The organism is Arsenicitalea aurantiaca (assembly GCF_003994485.1).
In the GTDB taxonomy this organism is placed as follows: domain Bacteria; phylum Pseudomonadota; class Alphaproteobacteria; order Rhizobiales; family Devosiaceae; genus Arsenicitalea; species Arsenicitalea aurantiaca.
Window position 1 is genome coordinate 229,192 of the sequence record NZ_RZNJ01000005.1, and the last position, 15,938, is coordinate 245,129.

Genomic DNA, 15,938 nt, shown 5'->3' on the forward strand with positions numbered 1-15,938 from the left:
CTTGGGCAAACTCTAACCCCATAGACAAGGCAAGGCCATGACCCCCGACGTGACGCGCCTCATCGCGTTCTACAAATCGCCGCTCGGCCATGTGACGCGCGAACTGCTGCGCAATCAGGTGATCGATCTGGCAGGCGATCTGCGCGGCAAGCGTGTGCTCGGCCTCGGCTTTGCGACGCCCTTCCTGCGCTTTGCGCTCGAGCCTTCCGAACGCGTGCTCGCCTTCATGCCGGCCCGGCAGGGTGCATCGGCCTGGCCGCGCGAGGCGCCCTCGCATACGGTGCTCTGCGATCCCCTCGAGATGCCGCTTAACGATTCGAGCATTGATCTCGTCATTGCGGTGCACGCGTTCGAGCACGTGGCGGACGCCGAGGAACTGATGCGCGAGCTCTGGCGGATCGCCGCGCCCAATGCACGCCTCGTCGTCGTCGTTCCCCGGCGGCTCGGCATCTGGGCGCAGCTGGACAACACGCCTTTCGGCAATGGGCATCCCTATAGTCGTGGACAGCTCGAAAGACTTCTGCGGGAGCACTCCTTCATGCCCGAGACGTGGCGGGAAGCGCTGTTCCTGCCACCCAGCCAGCGGCGTCTGATGTTGCGCACCACCCGGTTCTGCGAGCGGTTCCTGCGGCTCTTCGGCCCCGCCTTTGCCGGCGCCATCTGCGTTGCGGCGCGCAAGGAGATGATCCCCGCCATCCCGCGACGCCAGAAGACCGGGCGTTTCGTGCGCGTGCCGGCCATGACGCCCCAGCATGCGCTCCACAGCCCCGCGCAGGAGCCTTGAGACGCGCCGCCCCTAGGTTTGCTTTGCCATCGCCACGGGGTTTCACTATGGTCCGGCCGGTTTCCCGCCAGCAGTTCCAGGCACAGATGTCCGACCGTCCTCAGCCGCAGCCCGGCATTCTCGAAATTGCAGCCTATGTTCCCGGCCGCTCGACGGCAGGTCCGGGCGTGAAGGTCACCAAGCTGTCCTCCAACGAAAGCCCGCTGGGGGCCAGCCCGAAGGCCATCGCTGCTGCCGAGGCGGCAATTGCAGGCGGGCTCGAGATCTACCCCGAGGGCTCCTCGCGCCTCCTGCGCGAAGCACTGGGCGAGGTCCATGGCCTTGATCCCGCGCGGATCGTCTGCGGCAACGGCTCGGACGACATTCTGCACCTGCTTGCCCAGGCTTATCTCGGGGAAGGCGACGAGGCGGTGATGAGCCAGTTCGGCTTCTCGGTGTATCCGATCGTCACCAGGGCCGCCGGGGCCCAAATCGTGATGGCGCCCGAGGCCGACTACACCGCCGATGTCGATGCCATTCTCGCCGCCGTCACCGAGCGCACGCAGATGGTCTTTCTTGCGAACCCCAACAACCCCACCGGCACCTATATCTCGGAGGCCGAGCTCGACCGGCTCCATGCCGGCCTGCGCGAGGACATTCTCCTCGTCGTCGACAGCGCTTACGCCGAATATGTGACGGCCGCCGACTATGCGGTCGGCGCCGCACTCGTTGAGCGCGCGAAAAACGTCGTCATGGTCCGCACCTTCTCCAAGATGGGGCTCGCGGCGCTGCGGATCGGCTGGATGTATGGCCCCCCTGAGATCGTCGATGCGCTCAACCGCATCAGGGGGCCCTTCAACGTCAACCTGCCGGCGCAGCTCGCAGGCGCGGCGGCTGCGCGCGACACCGAATTTACCGAGGCGCTTCGTCTTCACAATGCGCGCTGGCGCGACTGGCTGACGGCCGCGCTCTCCTCTAACGCGCTCCGGGTCGTGCAGAGCCAGGCCAATTTCGTGATGGTGCTGTTTCCCGACGAAGAGGGAAGACGCGCCCGCGACGCTTTTGCCGCGCTCCTCGATCAGGGCCTGGTGGTCCGGGAGATCGGGGTCTACGGCATTGGCAACGGGCTTCGGATTTCCATTGGCAGCGAAGCGGCCATGCGGGCGGTCGTCGATGTTCTCAAGGGCTTCGGCGCCCCTGGAGAGCGGCCATGATGTTCCAGAAGATCGCGCTGATCGGCATCGGCCTCATCGGTTCATCCATCGCCCATGCGGTGCGCAGGAACGGACTGGCGCAGACGATAGCGATCTCGACACGAAAGCCCGAGACGCTCGCTGAGGCCGAGGCGCTCGGTCTTGGCGACATCTATACGCTCGATCCCGCCGAGGCCGTACGCGATGCCGATCTCGTCATTCTCTGCGTCCCTGTCGGGGCGATCGGCGCGGTGGTCGAAGCCATCGGCCCGGCTCTGAAGCCCGGCGCCATCCTCTCCGATGTCGGCTCGGTGAAGCGACACGTCATCCGGGTCTGCGGGCCCCATGTGCCGGCCGGCGTCCATTTCATTCCCGGCCACCCGCTCGCGGGCACCGAGCATTCAGGACCCGCATCGGGTTTTGCCGAGCTCTTTGCCAATCGCTGGTGTGTGCTGACACCCGAGCCGGACGTCGATCGCGACGCGATCGCGCGGCTGTCGGCGTTCTGGGCGGCAATGGGCTCCAATGTCGAAGTGATGGAAGCCGACCACCACGACATGGTGCTCGCCATAACGAGCCATGTTCCCCATCTCGTCGCCTACAATATCGTGGGCACCGTCGCCGATCTCGAGGCAGACACGCAATCGGAAGTCATCAAGTTCTCGGCCTCGGGCTTTCGCGACTTCACCCGGATCGCGGCTTCGGACCCGGTGATGTGGCGCGACGTCTTTCTCACCAACCGCGAAGCGGTGCTCGAGATGCTCGGGCGCTTCCTCGAGGATCTCTCGCGCCTGCAGCGTGCGGTGCGCGTGGGCGATGGGCCGGCGCTCGAGGCCCTCTTCACGCGCACGCGCGCCATTCGCCGCTCGATCATCGACGCGGGCCAGGAGACCTCGGTGCCCGATTTCGGCCGTCCCCACGAGCCTGCACCGATCCTCATGCCCGGTAGCGGCAATGGTGAGAACAAGCGCGATTGAGCGGAAGGCTCAGAAGAGCGCGGGGATCATTCCGATCGGCAGCATGCCCGAAAAGATGACGCCATTGGTGAGCCCGATCGACTGGCTGTAGGTGCCGTCGGCGTCGGGATTGCCGAGGATCAACTGGCGCATGTCGGGTGGCAGCATGTCGCCGATCTCCTCGAGGATCCCGCGGCTCTCGACATCGAATCGTCCATTGGCGAGGCCGGCATCGCTCAGTTGCAGCGAACCGGTGCTTTGGAAGAACTGCTCGCCCGCTTGGGCGCGGAACCCTACGAGGTTGAGGGCGCCCCCGGCCTGCTGCCAGCGCGGCAGAAGATCGGGGTCGCCGAAGGCGCGCACATCGTCCGGAATGCCGGTCAACTCAGCTTCCAGCGTCGCCTCGCCGCCCGCCACGTCGAAGCCGGGCGCCGAAACGTCCTCGAGACGCACATAGGCGGCCAGCGCAGAGACGCCGCGTTCGGGCTCATGGGCATCGGGCATGTCGATGAGATGGGCCTCGAGGTGGCTGGCGCTGCCGATCAGGGACTGACCCACGAGAGTGTCCGACCAAGCGATGGTGTCCGCAGTCAGTGACGCGCGGGCGATCCGCCAGCCCGAGAGCCTCACGCTCGCCTCCAGTTCCTCCCAGCTCAATTCGCTCGAGCTGCCGGTAAAGGCGTCGGTGATGCGTGCGGGACCCCGACCGAAGGCGAGAAGATGGGTTGGTCGGTAGACAAGGACCGTCGCCCGCCATTCGGCAAGATCGACCGTCATGTCCTCGATCTGGGCGCTTGCCTCGAGGCACGTCACGTCGAACCGGAACGGAAAACCGGCGACCTCCAGCGTGCCGCAGGTGAGACGCGGGCTCGAGATCCCGTCAGCGGCGGCCTGCGCATCGATGGTGCGGCGGATTTCACCTGCCGCATAGAGCCAGGCGCCGCTCCAGGCGACGACGACGAGGACGATGGCAGTGGCGAGAATGGCGAATCGTTTCATGGCAACACTTCTAGTCCGTCACGGCAGAGGCTGGCTACGGGCCCGATTGGCGCATGGCCGATCAGCGACGGGCGCAATTGCGAGCCGCCGAGGCTGACGCTAGATTCTGGGCCAAAGCATGGTCCGCGCCGGGATCGTCCCGGCAGAAGGAGGCTGGGTGTCCGCGACCGGGCAAAGCCATTGGGTGTTCGGGTATGGCTCGCTGATCTGGCTGCCCGGTTTTCGGTTCAGGCAGCGGCAGCAGGCGCTGCTGCGTGGCGCCCATCGCAGCCTCTGCATCTATTCCCATCGCCATCGCGGCACGCCGCAGGCCCCGGGGCTCGTCTTCGGGCTGACCCGCGGCGGGTCGTGCAATGGCATGGCGTTCGAAGTGGCGGCAGAAGACTGGCCGGAGACGCGCGACTATCTGCGCGAGCGCGAGCAGGTGAGCGGCGTCTATCGGGAGGCGATGCGCTCGGTCAGGCTGGCGGATGGACAGGCCGTCGAGGCGCTCGTCTTCCTTGTCGATCCGGGCCACGCCCAATATGCCGGGCGGCTCGACGTCACCGAACAGCTCCGGCTCGTTCGTCGCAGCCATGGGCGATCGGGCCCGAACCGTGACTACGTGATCAACACGGCCCGCCACCTCGAGGATCTCGGGGTGGCCGACGCCTATCTCAGCGCACTGGCCCGCCTGCTCGAGGCCGAAGGCTAGCCCTCAGCTCATCGTGACGTCGCGCCCGGCGCTCGTGATCGACACCGAGAATCCGGCGACGACGTCGATCAGCGCCATGATCAGCAGGATGAAGAACACCGAGCTGGCGGCGGCGCCGACCAGCAGAAATTCGACGAGGAAGGCGACGAACACGAGCGTCGAGAGAATGTGCTCGAGCACCGAGGCGCGGCCGGACTGCGTGGATTTCAGCATTTCGAAAAAGAGCAGGACGAGCGAGCCCAGGATCATCAGGTCCCCGGCACTCAGCGCCCAGGAGACGCCCGAGACCATGGGGATGGAGAGGACCGTCTGGCTCCAGCCTTCCGGGCTGCCGCCAAAGAACAGGAACCCGATCAGATTGTAGAGAATGAATGGGATGATCAGCAGCGGCGGAATGAAGGTGCCCGGCTGCCGGCGTCCGCCATGCTGGGGCGGAATGAAGACGTGATCGCTCACCGTTTGCTCCTGCGGATCGGGTCGGGTGATGATGGCAAAGTTCCGCGGTCGCCGCCAGCGGTCATTGCGGGAGCGAAAACTGCAGCAGGAGATTGCGCTGCCAGCTGTTGAAATTGTTGTCCGAGATGATCGTGATCCGCGTCTCGCCGCGCGGGCCGGCATGGACCGCCAGGCCCTCGAGATTGTCGATGTCTCCGCCCGTCGATTCCAGGAGGATCTCCCCCGACATCACGGCGCCCGGGACGATCTCGGCAGCCGGAACCCGCTTGAGCTTGATCGTGAAGGCAAAAAGCGCGATGCCGCGCTCGAGCACCAAGAGATCGCCATTGGGCAGGAACGCGCAGTCCGAGGGGTTGGTGCCGGGGCTCGCCACATAGCTCAAGGCGCCGGCATCGCGCTGGCCAAGGAGCCAGGCGCGGTTTCGCCCGGCTTCGTCATAGACCCCTTCGGTCAGGATCAGCGTCGAGCCGGCGATCGGGGATGCCGGTGGCGCGATGCAGACGGACTCGATGGTGGCGTTCGTTCGAGCGTCGGAAAGCCATTGCGGAATGGCGATCTCGCGCGCTGCGCCCCGGGGCACGTAGCCGTCGAGACTGAAATCGGCGACGCGGGTCAGGTTCTCAAAGCCGACCCGGACGGCCGACGGCACGCCGTCCCGCACGATCACGTCGAGGGCCTCGGCATCCCGCGCGAAGGGGCGCGGCAGCGGCGCGCCACTCGAATTGCGAATGGGCTCGATTGTTACCCCGATCAGTTCGCTTGGCAGGCCTGCCTCGTCATAGAGCAATTGGCCTGAAACGAACTGGCCGCGGTCGGTCACCATGACGAGGTGGTTTTCTCCACCAACGAAGGTGATGCCGGAAAGCCCGCCAAACGTATCTGCCGAGCTCGAGAGAACGAGGCCGCCTTCCCAGACTAAGGCCCCCACGCGGCCGCCCGGGTCTGTGTCGGCAAAGCGCGTCACCTGGCTTGCGGTGACGATTGCGTCTTCGGCATGGGCCGTTCCGGAGATGGCAAGCAGAGCGGCGAGCACGAAAGAGGCCCCATGCCGCATCCCCATCAGAGCCGCCGGCGCCGACCCGCCCGGGCCGGGGCCTCCTCATCAAAGAGGGCGGCGAGTTCCTCGGTCAGCGCTCCGGCCAGCTCCTCGGCGTCGAGCAGCGTCACCGCGCGCCGATAATAGCGGGTGACGTCATGGCCGATGCCGACGGCCACGAGCTGGATCGGCGAACGGGTCTCGATCTCCTCGATCACCTGGCGCAGATGGGCTTCGAGATAATTGCCCGCATTGACCGACTGGGTGGAATCATCGACGGGCGCGCCATCCGATATCACCATCAGGATGCGCCGGTTCTCGGGGCGCGCCATGAGGCGACGCTGGGCCCAGAGCAGGGCCTCTCCGTCGATGTTTTCCTTGAGCAGCCCCTCGCGCATCATCAGGCCGAGATTGCGACGGGCGTGGCGCCAGGGCTCGTCGGCGGCCTTGTAGATGATATGGCGGATGTCGTTGACGCGTCCGGGGTTAGCGGGGCGGTTGGCCTCGAGCCAGGCCTCGCGGCTCTTGCCACCTTTCCACGCACGCGTCGTGAAGCCGAGGATCTCGACCTTGACCCCGCAGCGTTCGAGCGTCCGGGCGAGGATGTCCCCACAAATGGCCGCAATCGTGATCGGGCGGCCGCGCATGGAGCCCGAATTGTCGATCAGAAGGGTCACCACGGTGTCGCGGAAGTCGGTGTCGCGCTCGACCTTGAACGAGAGGGCCTGCAGCGGGTCGGTGACGACCCGGGTCAGCCGCGCGGTGTCGAGCAGGCCTTCCTCGAGATCGAATTCCCAGGCACGGCTCTGCTGGGCCATGAGGCGACGCTGGAGCTTGTTGGCCAGCCGCGCAACGGCGCCGGCGAGGTTTTCGAGCTGCTTGTCGAGAAGCGCGCGGAGCTGGTCGAGTTCCTCGGGCGGACAAAGCTCGGCGGCCTTGACGATCTCGTCGTATTTCTGGGTGAAGATCTTGTAGTTGAAGCTGTTGGTCAGCCGGTCGGGATCGTTGCCGCCCGGGGGAGGGCTCGGCGCATCCTCGCCAGCATCCCCGGGGGTATCGTCCTCGGTTTCGGTGTAGTCGGTCTCGGCGCCCTCGACCTCGCCGCTTTCCTCGGAGGTGCCGGGGCTTTCCTCGCGCTGCATCTCGGACTGGTCGTTGTCGGCCTCGCCCGCTTCAGGGTTCTGGTCGGAGCCATCGGCCTTGTCAGGCGCGTCGTTCTGGTCGCCTTCGCCGTCCTCGTCCTGGTCGCCTTCTAGTTCGGCATCGCTCAGCATTTCGAGGTCGCGCAGCAGCGCCCGGGCGGCGCGTGCGAAGTCCTCCTGGTCCTCGAAGCGGGCAACGAGATCGTCGAGGGCGCCGCCGGCCTTCTCCTCGATCTCCTTGCGCCAGAGCCCAACGAGGGCGTGGCCGGAGGGCGGGACCTCGAGGCCGGCGACTTTCTCGCGCAGCAGCAGGCCGAGCGCCTCGGCGATCGGGGCGTCGTCGCGGGCTGCAACTTCGGCAAAATTTGCACGAAATAAGCGATCTTCGAGCATTTCGTGGATGTTGCCGGTCATGCCGGGCATGCGTACGCAGCCCAATGCCTCGACGCGGGCCTGTTCGAGCGCATCGAAGGCCGCCCGCGCATCGGGATCGGAAGGCGCGCGCCTGCGGTGGGCGTCGGCATCATGGCTTGCGAGGCGCATGGCCATGGCGTCGCCCTGGCCGCGCGCAATGGCAATGTCGCGGCGCGTCGGCAGGCGCGGGAGATTGGCGAGCCGCGCCTTTTCGGCGGTCAGCATGGGGCGGTCGCTGGTGAAGCTGACCTCGAGGTCAGCGGTCCCCGCGATGGCCCGCAGCGTCGCGCCGACCGCCGACTTGAACGGGGCGGTCTGATCGGGGCGATTGGCCTTACTGCGCGGTGGCTGTGCCATGGTTTATGCTTTTATCGGGCGAGCTTGCGCCCCTCCAATCGCGGTCTGTCGCTCAGGCGGTGATGGCGAGGTTGGCGGCGCTTTCGGGCAGGTCTTCGCCAAAGACGCGCTGGTAGAATTCGGCCACCACCGGGCGTTCGAGCTCGTCGCACTTGTTGAGGAAGGTGAGGCGGAAGGCGAAGCCGACATCCCCGAAGATCTCGGCGTTCTCGGCCCAGGTGATCACCGTGCGGGGGCTCATCACCGTCGAGAGATCGCCATTGATGAAGGCCTGCCGCGTCAGGTCGGCAAGGCGCACCATGTTGGAGACGGTCTTGCGGCCCTTGTCGTTCCGCCAGGACCTGGCCTTGGACAGGACGATGCCGACCTCCTTGTCATGAGGCAGGTAGTTGAGCGTCACCACGAGGCTCCAGCGGTCCATCTGGCCCTGATTGATCTGCTGGGTACCGTGATAGAGGCCCGAAGTGTCCCCGAGCCCGATCGTGTTGGTCGTCGCAAAGAGCCGGAAGGCGGGGTGGGGGATGATGACACGGTTCTGGTCGAGCAGCGTCAGCCGTCCCGACTGCTCGAGCACGCGCTGGATGACGAACATGACGTCAGGACGACCGGCATCATATTCGTCGAAGACGAGCGCGATGTTATTCTGCACCGCCCAGGGCAGGATGCCGTCGCGGAACTCGGTGACCTGCTTTCCGTCGCGCAGAACGATGGCGTCCTTGCCCACGAGGTCGATGCGGCTCACATGGCTATCGAGGTTGACGCGCACGAGCGGCCAGTTGAGGCGGCTCGCCACCTGCTCGATATGGGTGGACTTGCCGGTGCCGTGATAGCCCTGGACCATGACGCGGCGGTTGAACGCGAAGCCGGCGAGAATTGCGAGGGTGGTATTGCGGTCGAAGAGATAATCCGGATCGGCCGGCGGCACGTGGCCGCTGGGCTCGCCATAGCCCATCACCTTCATGTCCGTGTCGATCCCGAACAGCTCGCGTGCGGAATATTCGGTGTCCGGCAGATTGGTGAATTCGCTCATGTGCAAAGGCTCGTCGGGCTTTCGGGAGGGGCGTGCGGATGTCTGCGCCGCTCTATAGCAGCAAGGGAACGCTTGGGGTAGGCCGGATTGGCCGGCGGTCAGCGCATCACGAAGCCCTTGGACTTGAGGTGGTGATAGGCCGCGATGATGGCGCGCAGGCGGTCCTCGGAGGATTTGTCCCCGCCATTGGCGTCCGGATGGTGGATCTTTACGAGGCTCTTATAGGCCTTCTTGATCTCGTCGGACTTGGCGTGGCCCTTGAACCCGAGGATTTCGAGCGCGCGTCGATCATGCTCGAGGAGCGGCTTGACGCGCTCGGACTGCGGCGAGCGGGCCTGGGCACGGGCGTAGCGGGCAAAGATATGGAGCGGATCGGCCATGCGCTTGGCGCTCGGATCGCGCGGACGCGCCTGGACGCGCGGCCCGGCGCCCAACCCGAACGTGCGCGGATCGCCCATGCCGGGGCGGGTGTTGATGTGCTCTTCGACCTCGTCGGCCTTCATGCCGGAGAAGAAATTATAGGCGTGATTGTAGTGCCGGACGTGCTCGAGGCAGAAATTGTGGTAGCCCTCGGCGCGGTTTGCCTTGGGCGCACGATAGGTACCGGGCTGGTCGCACCCCTCCCAGCCGCATGACGGGGCGGCGACGTGCACCTTCTCCTCGCGGCGCGGGCGGATGCGGATTGCATCGAACAGCTTGGAATCGAGCTTCATTGAACCTAGTTATCTTGAACCATACGCAAACGCAGAGCCCTTACCCTTATGTCCGTTCGCGACGCCATTGTTGAGAAACTTTCGGCCAAATTCGAGCCAACCCACCTTGAAGTGACCGATGAAAGCCACAAACATCGTGGCCATGGTGGGTGGCGAGAAGGGGGCGAGACCCATTTCCGCGTCCGCATCGGGGCGGCGTCCCTTGCAAATCTTTCGCGGCTTGCCCGCCATCGAGCAGTGATGGAAGCGGTGGATGCCGAACTCAAGGCCGGCGTCCACGCCCTTGCCATCGAGATCGTGCCGCCGGCAGGACCGATCGAGGCCGAGATCCTCAACCCCCAGCAAAGATAAGGTCGGGCGCGTCTCGACGCCATAACTCCATGGCACATCTCGCGCTTTCGTGAGGCGGCGCGAAACCGCATGCCGCAATGCGGCCGAAAGCGGGCGCCCAAGCCCACCTCCTGCCCGAAACCGGGCCCAGATTCGCCAAGCTGCCGCTCTAGCGGGAGTTTGGGGGCGAACTCTCAGGAGGGCGTAATGAGATCCAAGAGACTGAACGGTGTGGCACTGGCCGCACTCGCAATTGCCGTGCCGGGCCTCGCCATGGCGGACCCCGGTCGGCTCCATCTGATCGTGGGGGGAGAAGCCTATGATGGTCCCCCGCGGTTCGAGGTTGAGTTTGCCGGTGAGGTCGTAGGAGAGGGCGTGGTCGATCGCGCCATCGACACGGCGAGCGAAGGGCGTTTCGCCGATGCCACCGACAAATCCGCCCATGTGCAGGCCTTCGACTTCGAGATCCCCGAAGCGGTGTTCGATCCGGAGGGCGAGGTCAGGGTGCGGTTCGTCAACGAGGCGTTCGGCGGGGAAGGCTCGGAGCGGGACCGCAACATCTATATCTCCTCGATAGCGGTCAACGGCCGGGCGGTGACGCTTTCGGGTCTCGTGACCGAGACCGAGGCCGGACCGCGCGAGAACGACGTGCTGGGCGAATTCCTCATCCTTTTCGACGGGACGGCCGAGGCCGTACTACGAGCGCCCGAAGGCGGATGGCCGGCACTTGGCGGGCCAGATCTGCCCATGCCCGGGACGCCCGAGGATGCCGCGGCGATCGCGACGCCGACCCTCGCAGAGCAGGACGTTGAAGCGGACGCCTCCGAAGCTGCCCAGGAGAACGTGCCGCAGCCTGCGCCCGAAGCAGCAGCGGATGCGCCTCCGCCCCAGGCAAGCAGAGAAGCGCCCGCCGAGCCGGAGACCGACGTTGCGCCAGCGGCCGAAACGCCTGTCGAGCCCGACACCGTTTCTACCACCGAGACCGATGCGGCCTCCGAACCCGATGCGGCCGAGACGACGCCGCAGGACGAACCTGTCGCCGCCGCGGTCGCAGGGACGGACGAGCCTTGCGGGCTGGACCAGACCTACAATGTGCTCGGGTTCAACGAGAGCTCGAACGACCTGACCGCGCGCCTTCGCGAGCGGCTCGACCAGATCATCGAGGATATCGGGGAGGAGCGCTGCACCGTGCTCGTGACCGGCTATTCGAGCGCGCAGGGCAATCACGCGACCAATGCGCTCTTCGCTGTCGAGCGTGCGCAGAACGTCCTAGCCTATCTGCGCGCGCAGGGCATGCAGTTCCGCCGCGTCAGCGCCACGGGCGGCGGCGGTACGGAGCGGTTCGGCCCGAGCCCCGCGGACAATCGCAGGGTGGTCATCACCGTTCTGCCCTAGCCGGTGGGAGGCGTCGCCCGCTCGGTCGTGCGACGCCTCCAGAAGCTAGGTGCGGTCCCCCGCCTCGGTTTCGAGCGGGGTGATGCGGAGCTGGGTCAGGCGGTTGTGGAGCTTGCGGATCACCACGAACCGGAAGCCCAGAATGGTGAACTCCTGCCCCTCCTCGGGGATCATCTTGGCCTCGTCGATGACGAGACCGGCGATGGTGCTTGCGTCTTCTTCGGGGAGGTCCCAGTCGAGCGCGCGATTGAGGTCGCGGATCAGGACCGAGCCCTCCACGAGATAGTTGCCGTCGGCCTCCCGCGTAATGCCGCTAACCTCCTCGTCATGCTCGTCGGCGATCTGGCCGACGATTTCCTCGAGGATGTCCTCGAGCGTGATCAGGCCCTGCACCTCGCCATATTCGTCGATGACGAGCGCCAGATGTGACTGTCCGGACCGGAAGCGCCCCAGCTGGGTCAGGAGGCGCGTCGATTCCGAGACGAACCAGGGCGCGACGGCGATGGTCTCGATCGAAATCTTCTCGGGATCGCCGCCGGCTGCCGTCATGGCGCGAAGCACGTCCTTGACGTGCAGGACGCCCACGATGTTGTCGGCATCGCCGCGATAGACCGGGATGCGGGTATAGGCTTCCTCGAGAACCGCCTTCACGATCTCGGAGGGTGGCGCATCGATATCGAGGGCGAACATCTGCGTGCGGTGGACCATGACGTCGCTGACCTGCAGGTCGCGCAGGTCGAGCAGGCCCTCGAGCATGTCCGCATCCTGCTTCTTGACCTCGCCTTCGGACTGCAGGAATTCGACCGTTCCCCGGATTTCCTCGTGCCCGCTCAGCGCATTGGTGCCGTCGGCGCGCAGGCCGAAGACGCGCAGGATGGTGTTGACGATGAGCTGCACAGCATGGGTCACCGGGGCAAAGATGATGACGATGATGCGAATCACCGGAGCGACCCCGAGCGCGAAGCCGTCCGGCCTCATGATCGCGAGGGTCTTGGGGAGCACTTCGGAAAAGACGACGACGGCTGCGGTCATCACGATCGTCGCATAGACGATGCCGGCTTCCCCGAAGAGCTGGATCAAGACGCTGGCGGCAAGCGTCGAGGCCAGGATGTTGACGATGTTGTTGCCCAGGAGGATGGCGCCGATCAGCCGCTCCTTGTCCTGGATCAGCTTTTCGACCATGCCCGCGCGTTTCGAGCCGCCGCGGGCGAGCTGGTGGATGCGTACGCGCGAGGCGGCGGTCAGGGCGGTTTCGGAGCCCGAAAAGAAAAAGCTCATCGCGAGGAGTACGAGAATGCCCGCGGAGGTCAGCCAGAGGGAGAAGGTCATGCGCTCATCTCCTCAAGGAACGCGCGCACCGCTTCGGGGTCGACATTGCGCTCGACGAAGGCCTGTCCGATGCCGCGGGTGAGGATGAAGGTGAGCTTGCCGCGCACGACCTTCTTGTCCTGAGCGATCGCATCCATCATCGGCTCGACCGGCAGCTTGTCGCCCGCGATCTGGCCGATCTCGGTGGGGAGGCCCGCAGCTTCGAGATGCCGGGTAATCCGAACACCGTCCTGCGACGGCGCGAGGCCGAGGCGAGCTGAGAAGCGATGGGCGAGAACCATGCCGATGGCGACGCCTTCGCCATGGAGGAGCCGGTCAGAATATCCGGTGACCTTCTCGAGCGCGTGCCCGAAGGTGTGCCCCAGATTGAGCAACGCGCGCACGCCGGTTTCCTTCTCGTCGGCGAGGACGAAGCGGGTCTTGGCAGCGCAGGCACGCGCGATGGCCTCGGCCCTTGCCGGACCGCCGGAGAAGATGTTGGCGCGGTTCTCTTCGAGCCAGAAGAAGAAGCCTTCGTCGTCGATGAGCCCGTATTTGACGATCTCGGCATAGCCGGCGGCGAACTGGCGTGGCGGCAGGGTTTCAAGCGCGTCGAGGTCGGCAAGGACGAGGCGGGGCTGGTGGAAGGCGCCGATCAGATTCTTGCCCTGTGGGGCGTTGATCCCGGTCTTGCCGCCTACGGAGCTGTCGACCTGCGCGAGGAGGCTTGTCGGCATCTGGACGAAATCCATGCCGCGCCGGGTGATCGCTGCGGCAAAGCCGGCAAGGTCCCCGATGACGCCGCCACCGAGCGCCACGACGAGGTCGCCCCGCTCGAGGCGGGCAGAGAGGAGCCCATCGAGGACGTCTCCGAGCCGGTCGAGGGACTTGCTCGCTTCCCCTGCCGGCACGACCACGACTTCATGCCCGATCCCGGCCGCTTGCAGGGCGGAGGTCAGCCGCGGGAGCTGGGCCTGCGCCACCTCCATGTCGGTGACGATGCCGAAGCGGCGGCCGGGAAAGGCCTGAGCGAGACGCTCCCCGGCGCTCTCGATCAGCCCGTGGCCGATCAGGATGTCATAGGCGCGCTCGCCAAGGGGCACATGGACGGTTCGGACCGATCGGTCTACCTCGTCTGGCATGGGGATGGGGTCTCCTCGTGAAGGTAAGGGTTGGGCGCGGCCGGGGCCGATCGGCTCGACGGCAGGCCCAGAGGCGCTTCAGCCGTCGCCGGAATGTCCATCAGGTCTGCGGTCCCGTTCCGGACAGGTGGGCGCTCAGCGCCGCGATGATGTCGGCGGCGACCACGTCTTGGGGAACGTCCCGTGAAACGATCGTCACGTCGGCTTCGGCATAGATCGGGTAGCGCTGGTCGATCAGCGCCTTGAGGGTCGCGCGCGGATCGGCGGTCTTGAGCAGAGGGCGGTTCGAGCGCCGCGAGACGCGGGAGAAGAGGAGCTCGAAATCGGCCTTGATCCAGACCGAGATGCCGCCCGCCTTGATGAGCTCGCGCGTCTCGGGATTGATGAAGGCGCCGCCGCCGGTCGCGATCAAGGTGTCGGGTTCGCGCAGGAGGCGGGAGATCACCCGGGTTTCACCGGCGCGGAATTCGGCTTCCCCGCGCGTGGCGAAGATATCCTCGATCTTCATGCCGGCTGCGGCCTCGATGGCGTCGTCGCTGTCCACGAAGGCAAGGCCGAGCCGGCTGGCGAGCTTGCGCCCGACCGTGGTCTTGCCCGCACCCATCATGCCCACCAGCACGATCGGGCGGCCCGCCAGCAGCGAAATCAGCGCCTCGCGCTCCACCTTGCGCTCGGCAGCGTTACCCCGTGTCAATCTCGGCCCCGTATGATCATCGTTGCGCGTTGAAGCGGGCGCACGCCCGGTTGTCAATCCTCGAGCAGGTTGGCAGGCTTGAACGCAGGGGCGAAAAGAGGGAAAAATCATCAATGCCGACACTTATCCGACTCATCGTCTTCCTAGCCATTCTCGCCGGCCTCGCCTTCGGGGCGATGGTGGCGCTGTCGATCTTCGTTGATCCGGGCGAACGCGAGGTGACGGTGCGGATCCCGGCGCGCGAACTGCAGAACAATGTGCAGAGCACCGAGCCTCTGGGCCCGCGCGGCCTCCCGCCCCCGTCGGGCCTCACCCCGCCGCCGCCGGCCAATCCGGCCCCTTCTGCCCCTGAAGTGACCCAATGAGCGGATCGGCCCATCTGGTTGACGCCTTCCTCGAGATGATGAGCGCCGAGCGTGGGGCTGCCCCCAATACGATCTCGGCCTATCGCCGCGATCTCGAGGCCTATTGCGCGTTCCTTGCGTCGCGACGGAGGGGTGTTCTCGATGCAGTGCGTGAGGACGTGACCGCCTTCATGGCCGACCTGGCCGCGGAGGGGCTCGCGCCCTCGAGCAGCGCGCGCCGGCTTTCGGCGATCCGTCAGTTTCACAAATTCCTCAGTGCCGATGCGGTGCGGCCGGACGATCCCACCCGGATAGTGCCGCGCCCGCGGATCGGACGGCCGCTGCCGAAGGTGCTGTCGGTCGAGGAGGTCGGCCGGCTCCTGGCACGCGCTGAAGCCGAGGCCGGGCAGGGCGATGACGAGGACGCGCAGGGTTTGTCGCTGCGGCTCTACGTGCTGCTCGAACTGCTCTATGCAACCGGCATGCGCGTGTCGGAGCTCGTGGGCCTCAGACGCAACGCGCTGATGGCGGATCGGGGCTATCTGCTGATCAAGGGCAAGGGCGGTCGCGAGCGGATCGTCCCGCTCAACGACCGGGCCAAAGATGCGCTCGTCAATTATGCCAAAGGGCTGCAAGCGGGGCCTTTTCTCTTTCCCTCGCGGGGCGAGGCGGGGCATCTCAGCCGCCAGGTTTTTGCGCGGGCGCTGAAGGATCTGGCGGCGCGTGAGGGCATTTCGGCGGATCGGGTGACCCCGCATGTGCTTCGGCACGCCTTTGCGAGCCATCTGCTCGCCGGCGGCGCCGATCTGCGGATCGTGCAGACGCTGCTCGGGCACGCGGACATCTCGACGACCCAGATCTACACGCATGTGCTCGACGACAGGCTGCGCAAGCTCGTCGAAGGTCATCATCCACTTGCCGATACGGGCGGCCCGACTTGACTCGCGCCGCCCGCCCGGCCACTTTCCGGCC

The 15,938-nt window shown here is 66.1% G+C and carries 17 protein-coding genes; 8 read left to right on the forward strand and 9 right to left on the reverse strand.

Going from position 1 to position 15,938, the window contains the following annotated elements; genetic code table 11:
• The first annotated feature begins 37 nt into the window (after nucleotides 1-37).
• From EMQ25_RS15110 to EMQ25_RS15120, 3 genes are read left to right on the forward strand one after another with little or no spacing between them, the layout of a single operon-like run.
• A complete protein-coding gene (locus tag EMQ25_RS15110) occupies nucleotides 38-784 on the forward strand; it encodes a class I SAM-dependent methyltransferase (RefSeq protein WP_127189430.1) in 747 nt (248 codons plus the stop codon).
• Between the two features lie 47 nt (nucleotides 785-831).
• Nucleotides 832-1,977 (forward strand): histidinol-phosphate transaminase, encoded by a 1,146-nt coding sequence (gene hisC, locus EMQ25_RS15115; RefSeq protein ID WP_244606606.1) that lies wholly within the window; start codon nucleotides 832-834, stop codon nucleotides 1,975-1,977.
• On the forward strand, nucleotides 1,977-2,933 hold the full coding sequence (locus EMQ25_RS15120) for a prephenate/arogenate dehydrogenase family protein (RefSeq protein ID WP_127189477.1): 957 nt from the start codon (nucleotides 1,977-1,979) through the stop codon (nucleotides 2,931-2,933). Before hisC ends, EMQ25_RS15120 begins: the two co-directional genes overlap by 1 nt.
• A gap of 9 nt (nucleotides 2,934-2,942) precedes the next feature.
• On the opposite strand, the gene EMQ25_RS15125 is transcribed toward EMQ25_RS15120, so the two are convergent.
• Nucleotides 2,943-3,911, reverse strand: a complete 969-nt coding sequence (locus EMQ25_RS15125) for a DUF2125 domain-containing protein (RefSeq protein ID WP_127189431.1) — start codon at nucleotides 3,909-3,911, stop codon at nucleotides 2,943-2,945.
• A 157-nt stretch (nucleotides 3,912-4,068) separates the two neighbouring features.
• On the opposite strand from EMQ25_RS15125, the gene EMQ25_RS15130 reads away from it, so the two are divergent.
• Entirely contained in the window at nucleotides 4,069-4,605 is a 537-nt protein-coding gene (locus tag EMQ25_RS15130; protein WP_244606607.1) for a gamma-glutamylcyclotransferase, read from the forward strand.
• 3 nt (nucleotides 4,606-4,608) lie between these two features.
• Here the strand turns inward: EMQ25_RS15130 and EMQ25_RS15135 are convergent, their stop codons facing one another.
• The 5 genes from EMQ25_RS15135 to EMQ25_RS15155 form a co-directional block, all read right to left on the reverse strand.
• Nucleotides 4,609-5,001 carry a hypothetical protein gene (locus tag EMQ25_RS15135; RefSeq protein ID WP_127189478.1) on the reverse strand — a complete coding sequence of 131 codons (393 nt, stop codon included), beginning with the start codon at nucleotides 4,999-5,001 and terminating at the stop codon, nucleotides 4,609-4,611.
• Between the two features lie 121 nt (nucleotides 5,002-5,122).
• On the reverse strand, nucleotides 5,123-6,094 hold the full coding sequence (locus EMQ25_RS15140; protein WP_158626102.1) for an esterase-like activity of phytase family protein: 972 nt from the start codon (nucleotides 6,092-6,094) through the stop codon (nucleotides 5,123-5,125).
• Nucleotides 6,095-6,120: 26 nt separating this feature from the next.
• Nucleotides 6,121-8,010: a cobaltochelatase subunit CobT gene (cobT, locus tag EMQ25_RS15145; protein WP_127189434.1), complete on the reverse strand. Its 1,890-nt coding sequence runs from the start codon at nucleotides 8,008-8,010 to the stop codon at nucleotides 6,121-6,123.
• A 52-nt stretch (nucleotides 8,011-8,062) separates the two neighbouring features.
• On the reverse strand, nucleotides 8,063-9,040 hold the full coding sequence (gene cobS / locus EMQ25_RS15150) for a cobaltochelatase subunit CobS (protein ID WP_127189435.1): 978 nt from the start codon (nucleotides 9,038-9,040) through the stop codon (nucleotides 8,063-8,065).
• 98 nt (nucleotides 9,041-9,138) lie between these two features.
• A complete protein-coding gene (locus EMQ25_RS15155; RefSeq protein WP_127189436.1) occupies nucleotides 9,139-9,753 on the reverse strand; it encodes a J domain-containing protein in 615 nt (204 codons plus the stop codon).
• 48 nt (nucleotides 9,754-9,801) lie between these two features.
• On the opposite strand from EMQ25_RS15155, the gene EMQ25_RS15160 reads away from it, so the two are divergent.
• Nucleotides 9,802-10,104, forward strand: a complete 303-nt coding sequence (locus EMQ25_RS15160; RefSeq protein ID WP_127189437.1) for a BolA family protein — start codon at nucleotides 9,802-9,804, stop codon at nucleotides 10,102-10,104.
• Between the two features lie 186 nt (nucleotides 10,105-10,290).
• Nucleotides 10,291-11,478 carry an OmpA family protein gene (locus tag EMQ25_RS15165; RefSeq protein WP_158626103.1) on the forward strand — a complete coding sequence of 396 codons (1,188 nt, stop codon included), beginning with the start codon at nucleotides 10,291-10,293 and terminating at the stop codon, nucleotides 11,476-11,478.
• Nucleotides 11,479-11,523: 45 nt separating this feature from the next.
• Here EMQ25_RS15165 and EMQ25_RS15170 read toward each other — a convergent pair whose 3' ends face one another.
• The 3 genes from EMQ25_RS15170 to EMQ25_RS15180 all read right to left on the reverse strand — a co-directional run bounded on the left by EMQ25_RS15170 (nucleotide 11,524) and on the right by EMQ25_RS15180 (nucleotide 14,622).
• On the reverse strand, nucleotides 11,524-12,807 hold the full coding sequence (locus EMQ25_RS15170; RefSeq protein ID WP_127189439.1) for an HlyC/CorC family transporter: 1,284 nt from the start codon (nucleotides 12,805-12,807) through the stop codon (nucleotides 11,524-11,526).
• Nucleotides 12,804-13,928 carry a 3-dehydroquinate synthase gene (aroB, locus tag EMQ25_RS15175; RefSeq protein WP_127189440.1) on the reverse strand — a complete coding sequence of 375 codons (1,125 nt, stop codon included), beginning with the start codon at nucleotides 13,926-13,928 and terminating at the stop codon, nucleotides 12,804-12,806. Before aroB ends, EMQ25_RS15170 begins: the two co-directional genes overlap by 4 nt.
• 100 nt (nucleotides 13,929-14,028) lie before the next feature.
• Complete coding sequence (locus EMQ25_RS15180; RefSeq protein WP_244606608.1) at nucleotides 14,029-14,622, reverse strand: shikimate kinase; 594 nt, start codon at nucleotides 14,620-14,622, stop codon at nucleotides 14,029-14,031.
• Between the two features lie 113 nt (nucleotides 14,623-14,735).
• Here EMQ25_RS15180 and EMQ25_RS18420 point away from each other — a divergent pair, with 113 nt between their 5' ends.
• Nucleotides 14,736-14,987 carry a hypothetical protein gene (locus tag EMQ25_RS18420; protein WP_244606609.1) on the forward strand — a complete coding sequence of 84 codons (252 nt, stop codon included), beginning with the start codon at nucleotides 14,736-14,738 and terminating at the stop codon, nucleotides 14,985-14,987.
• A complete protein-coding gene (locus EMQ25_RS15190) occupies nucleotides 14,984-15,907 on the forward strand; it encodes a site-specific tyrosine recombinase XerD (protein ID WP_127189441.1) in 924 nt (307 codons plus the stop codon). Before EMQ25_RS18420 ends, EMQ25_RS15190 begins: the two co-directional genes overlap by 4 nt.
• Nucleotides 15,908-15,938 lie beyond the last annotated feature (31 nt).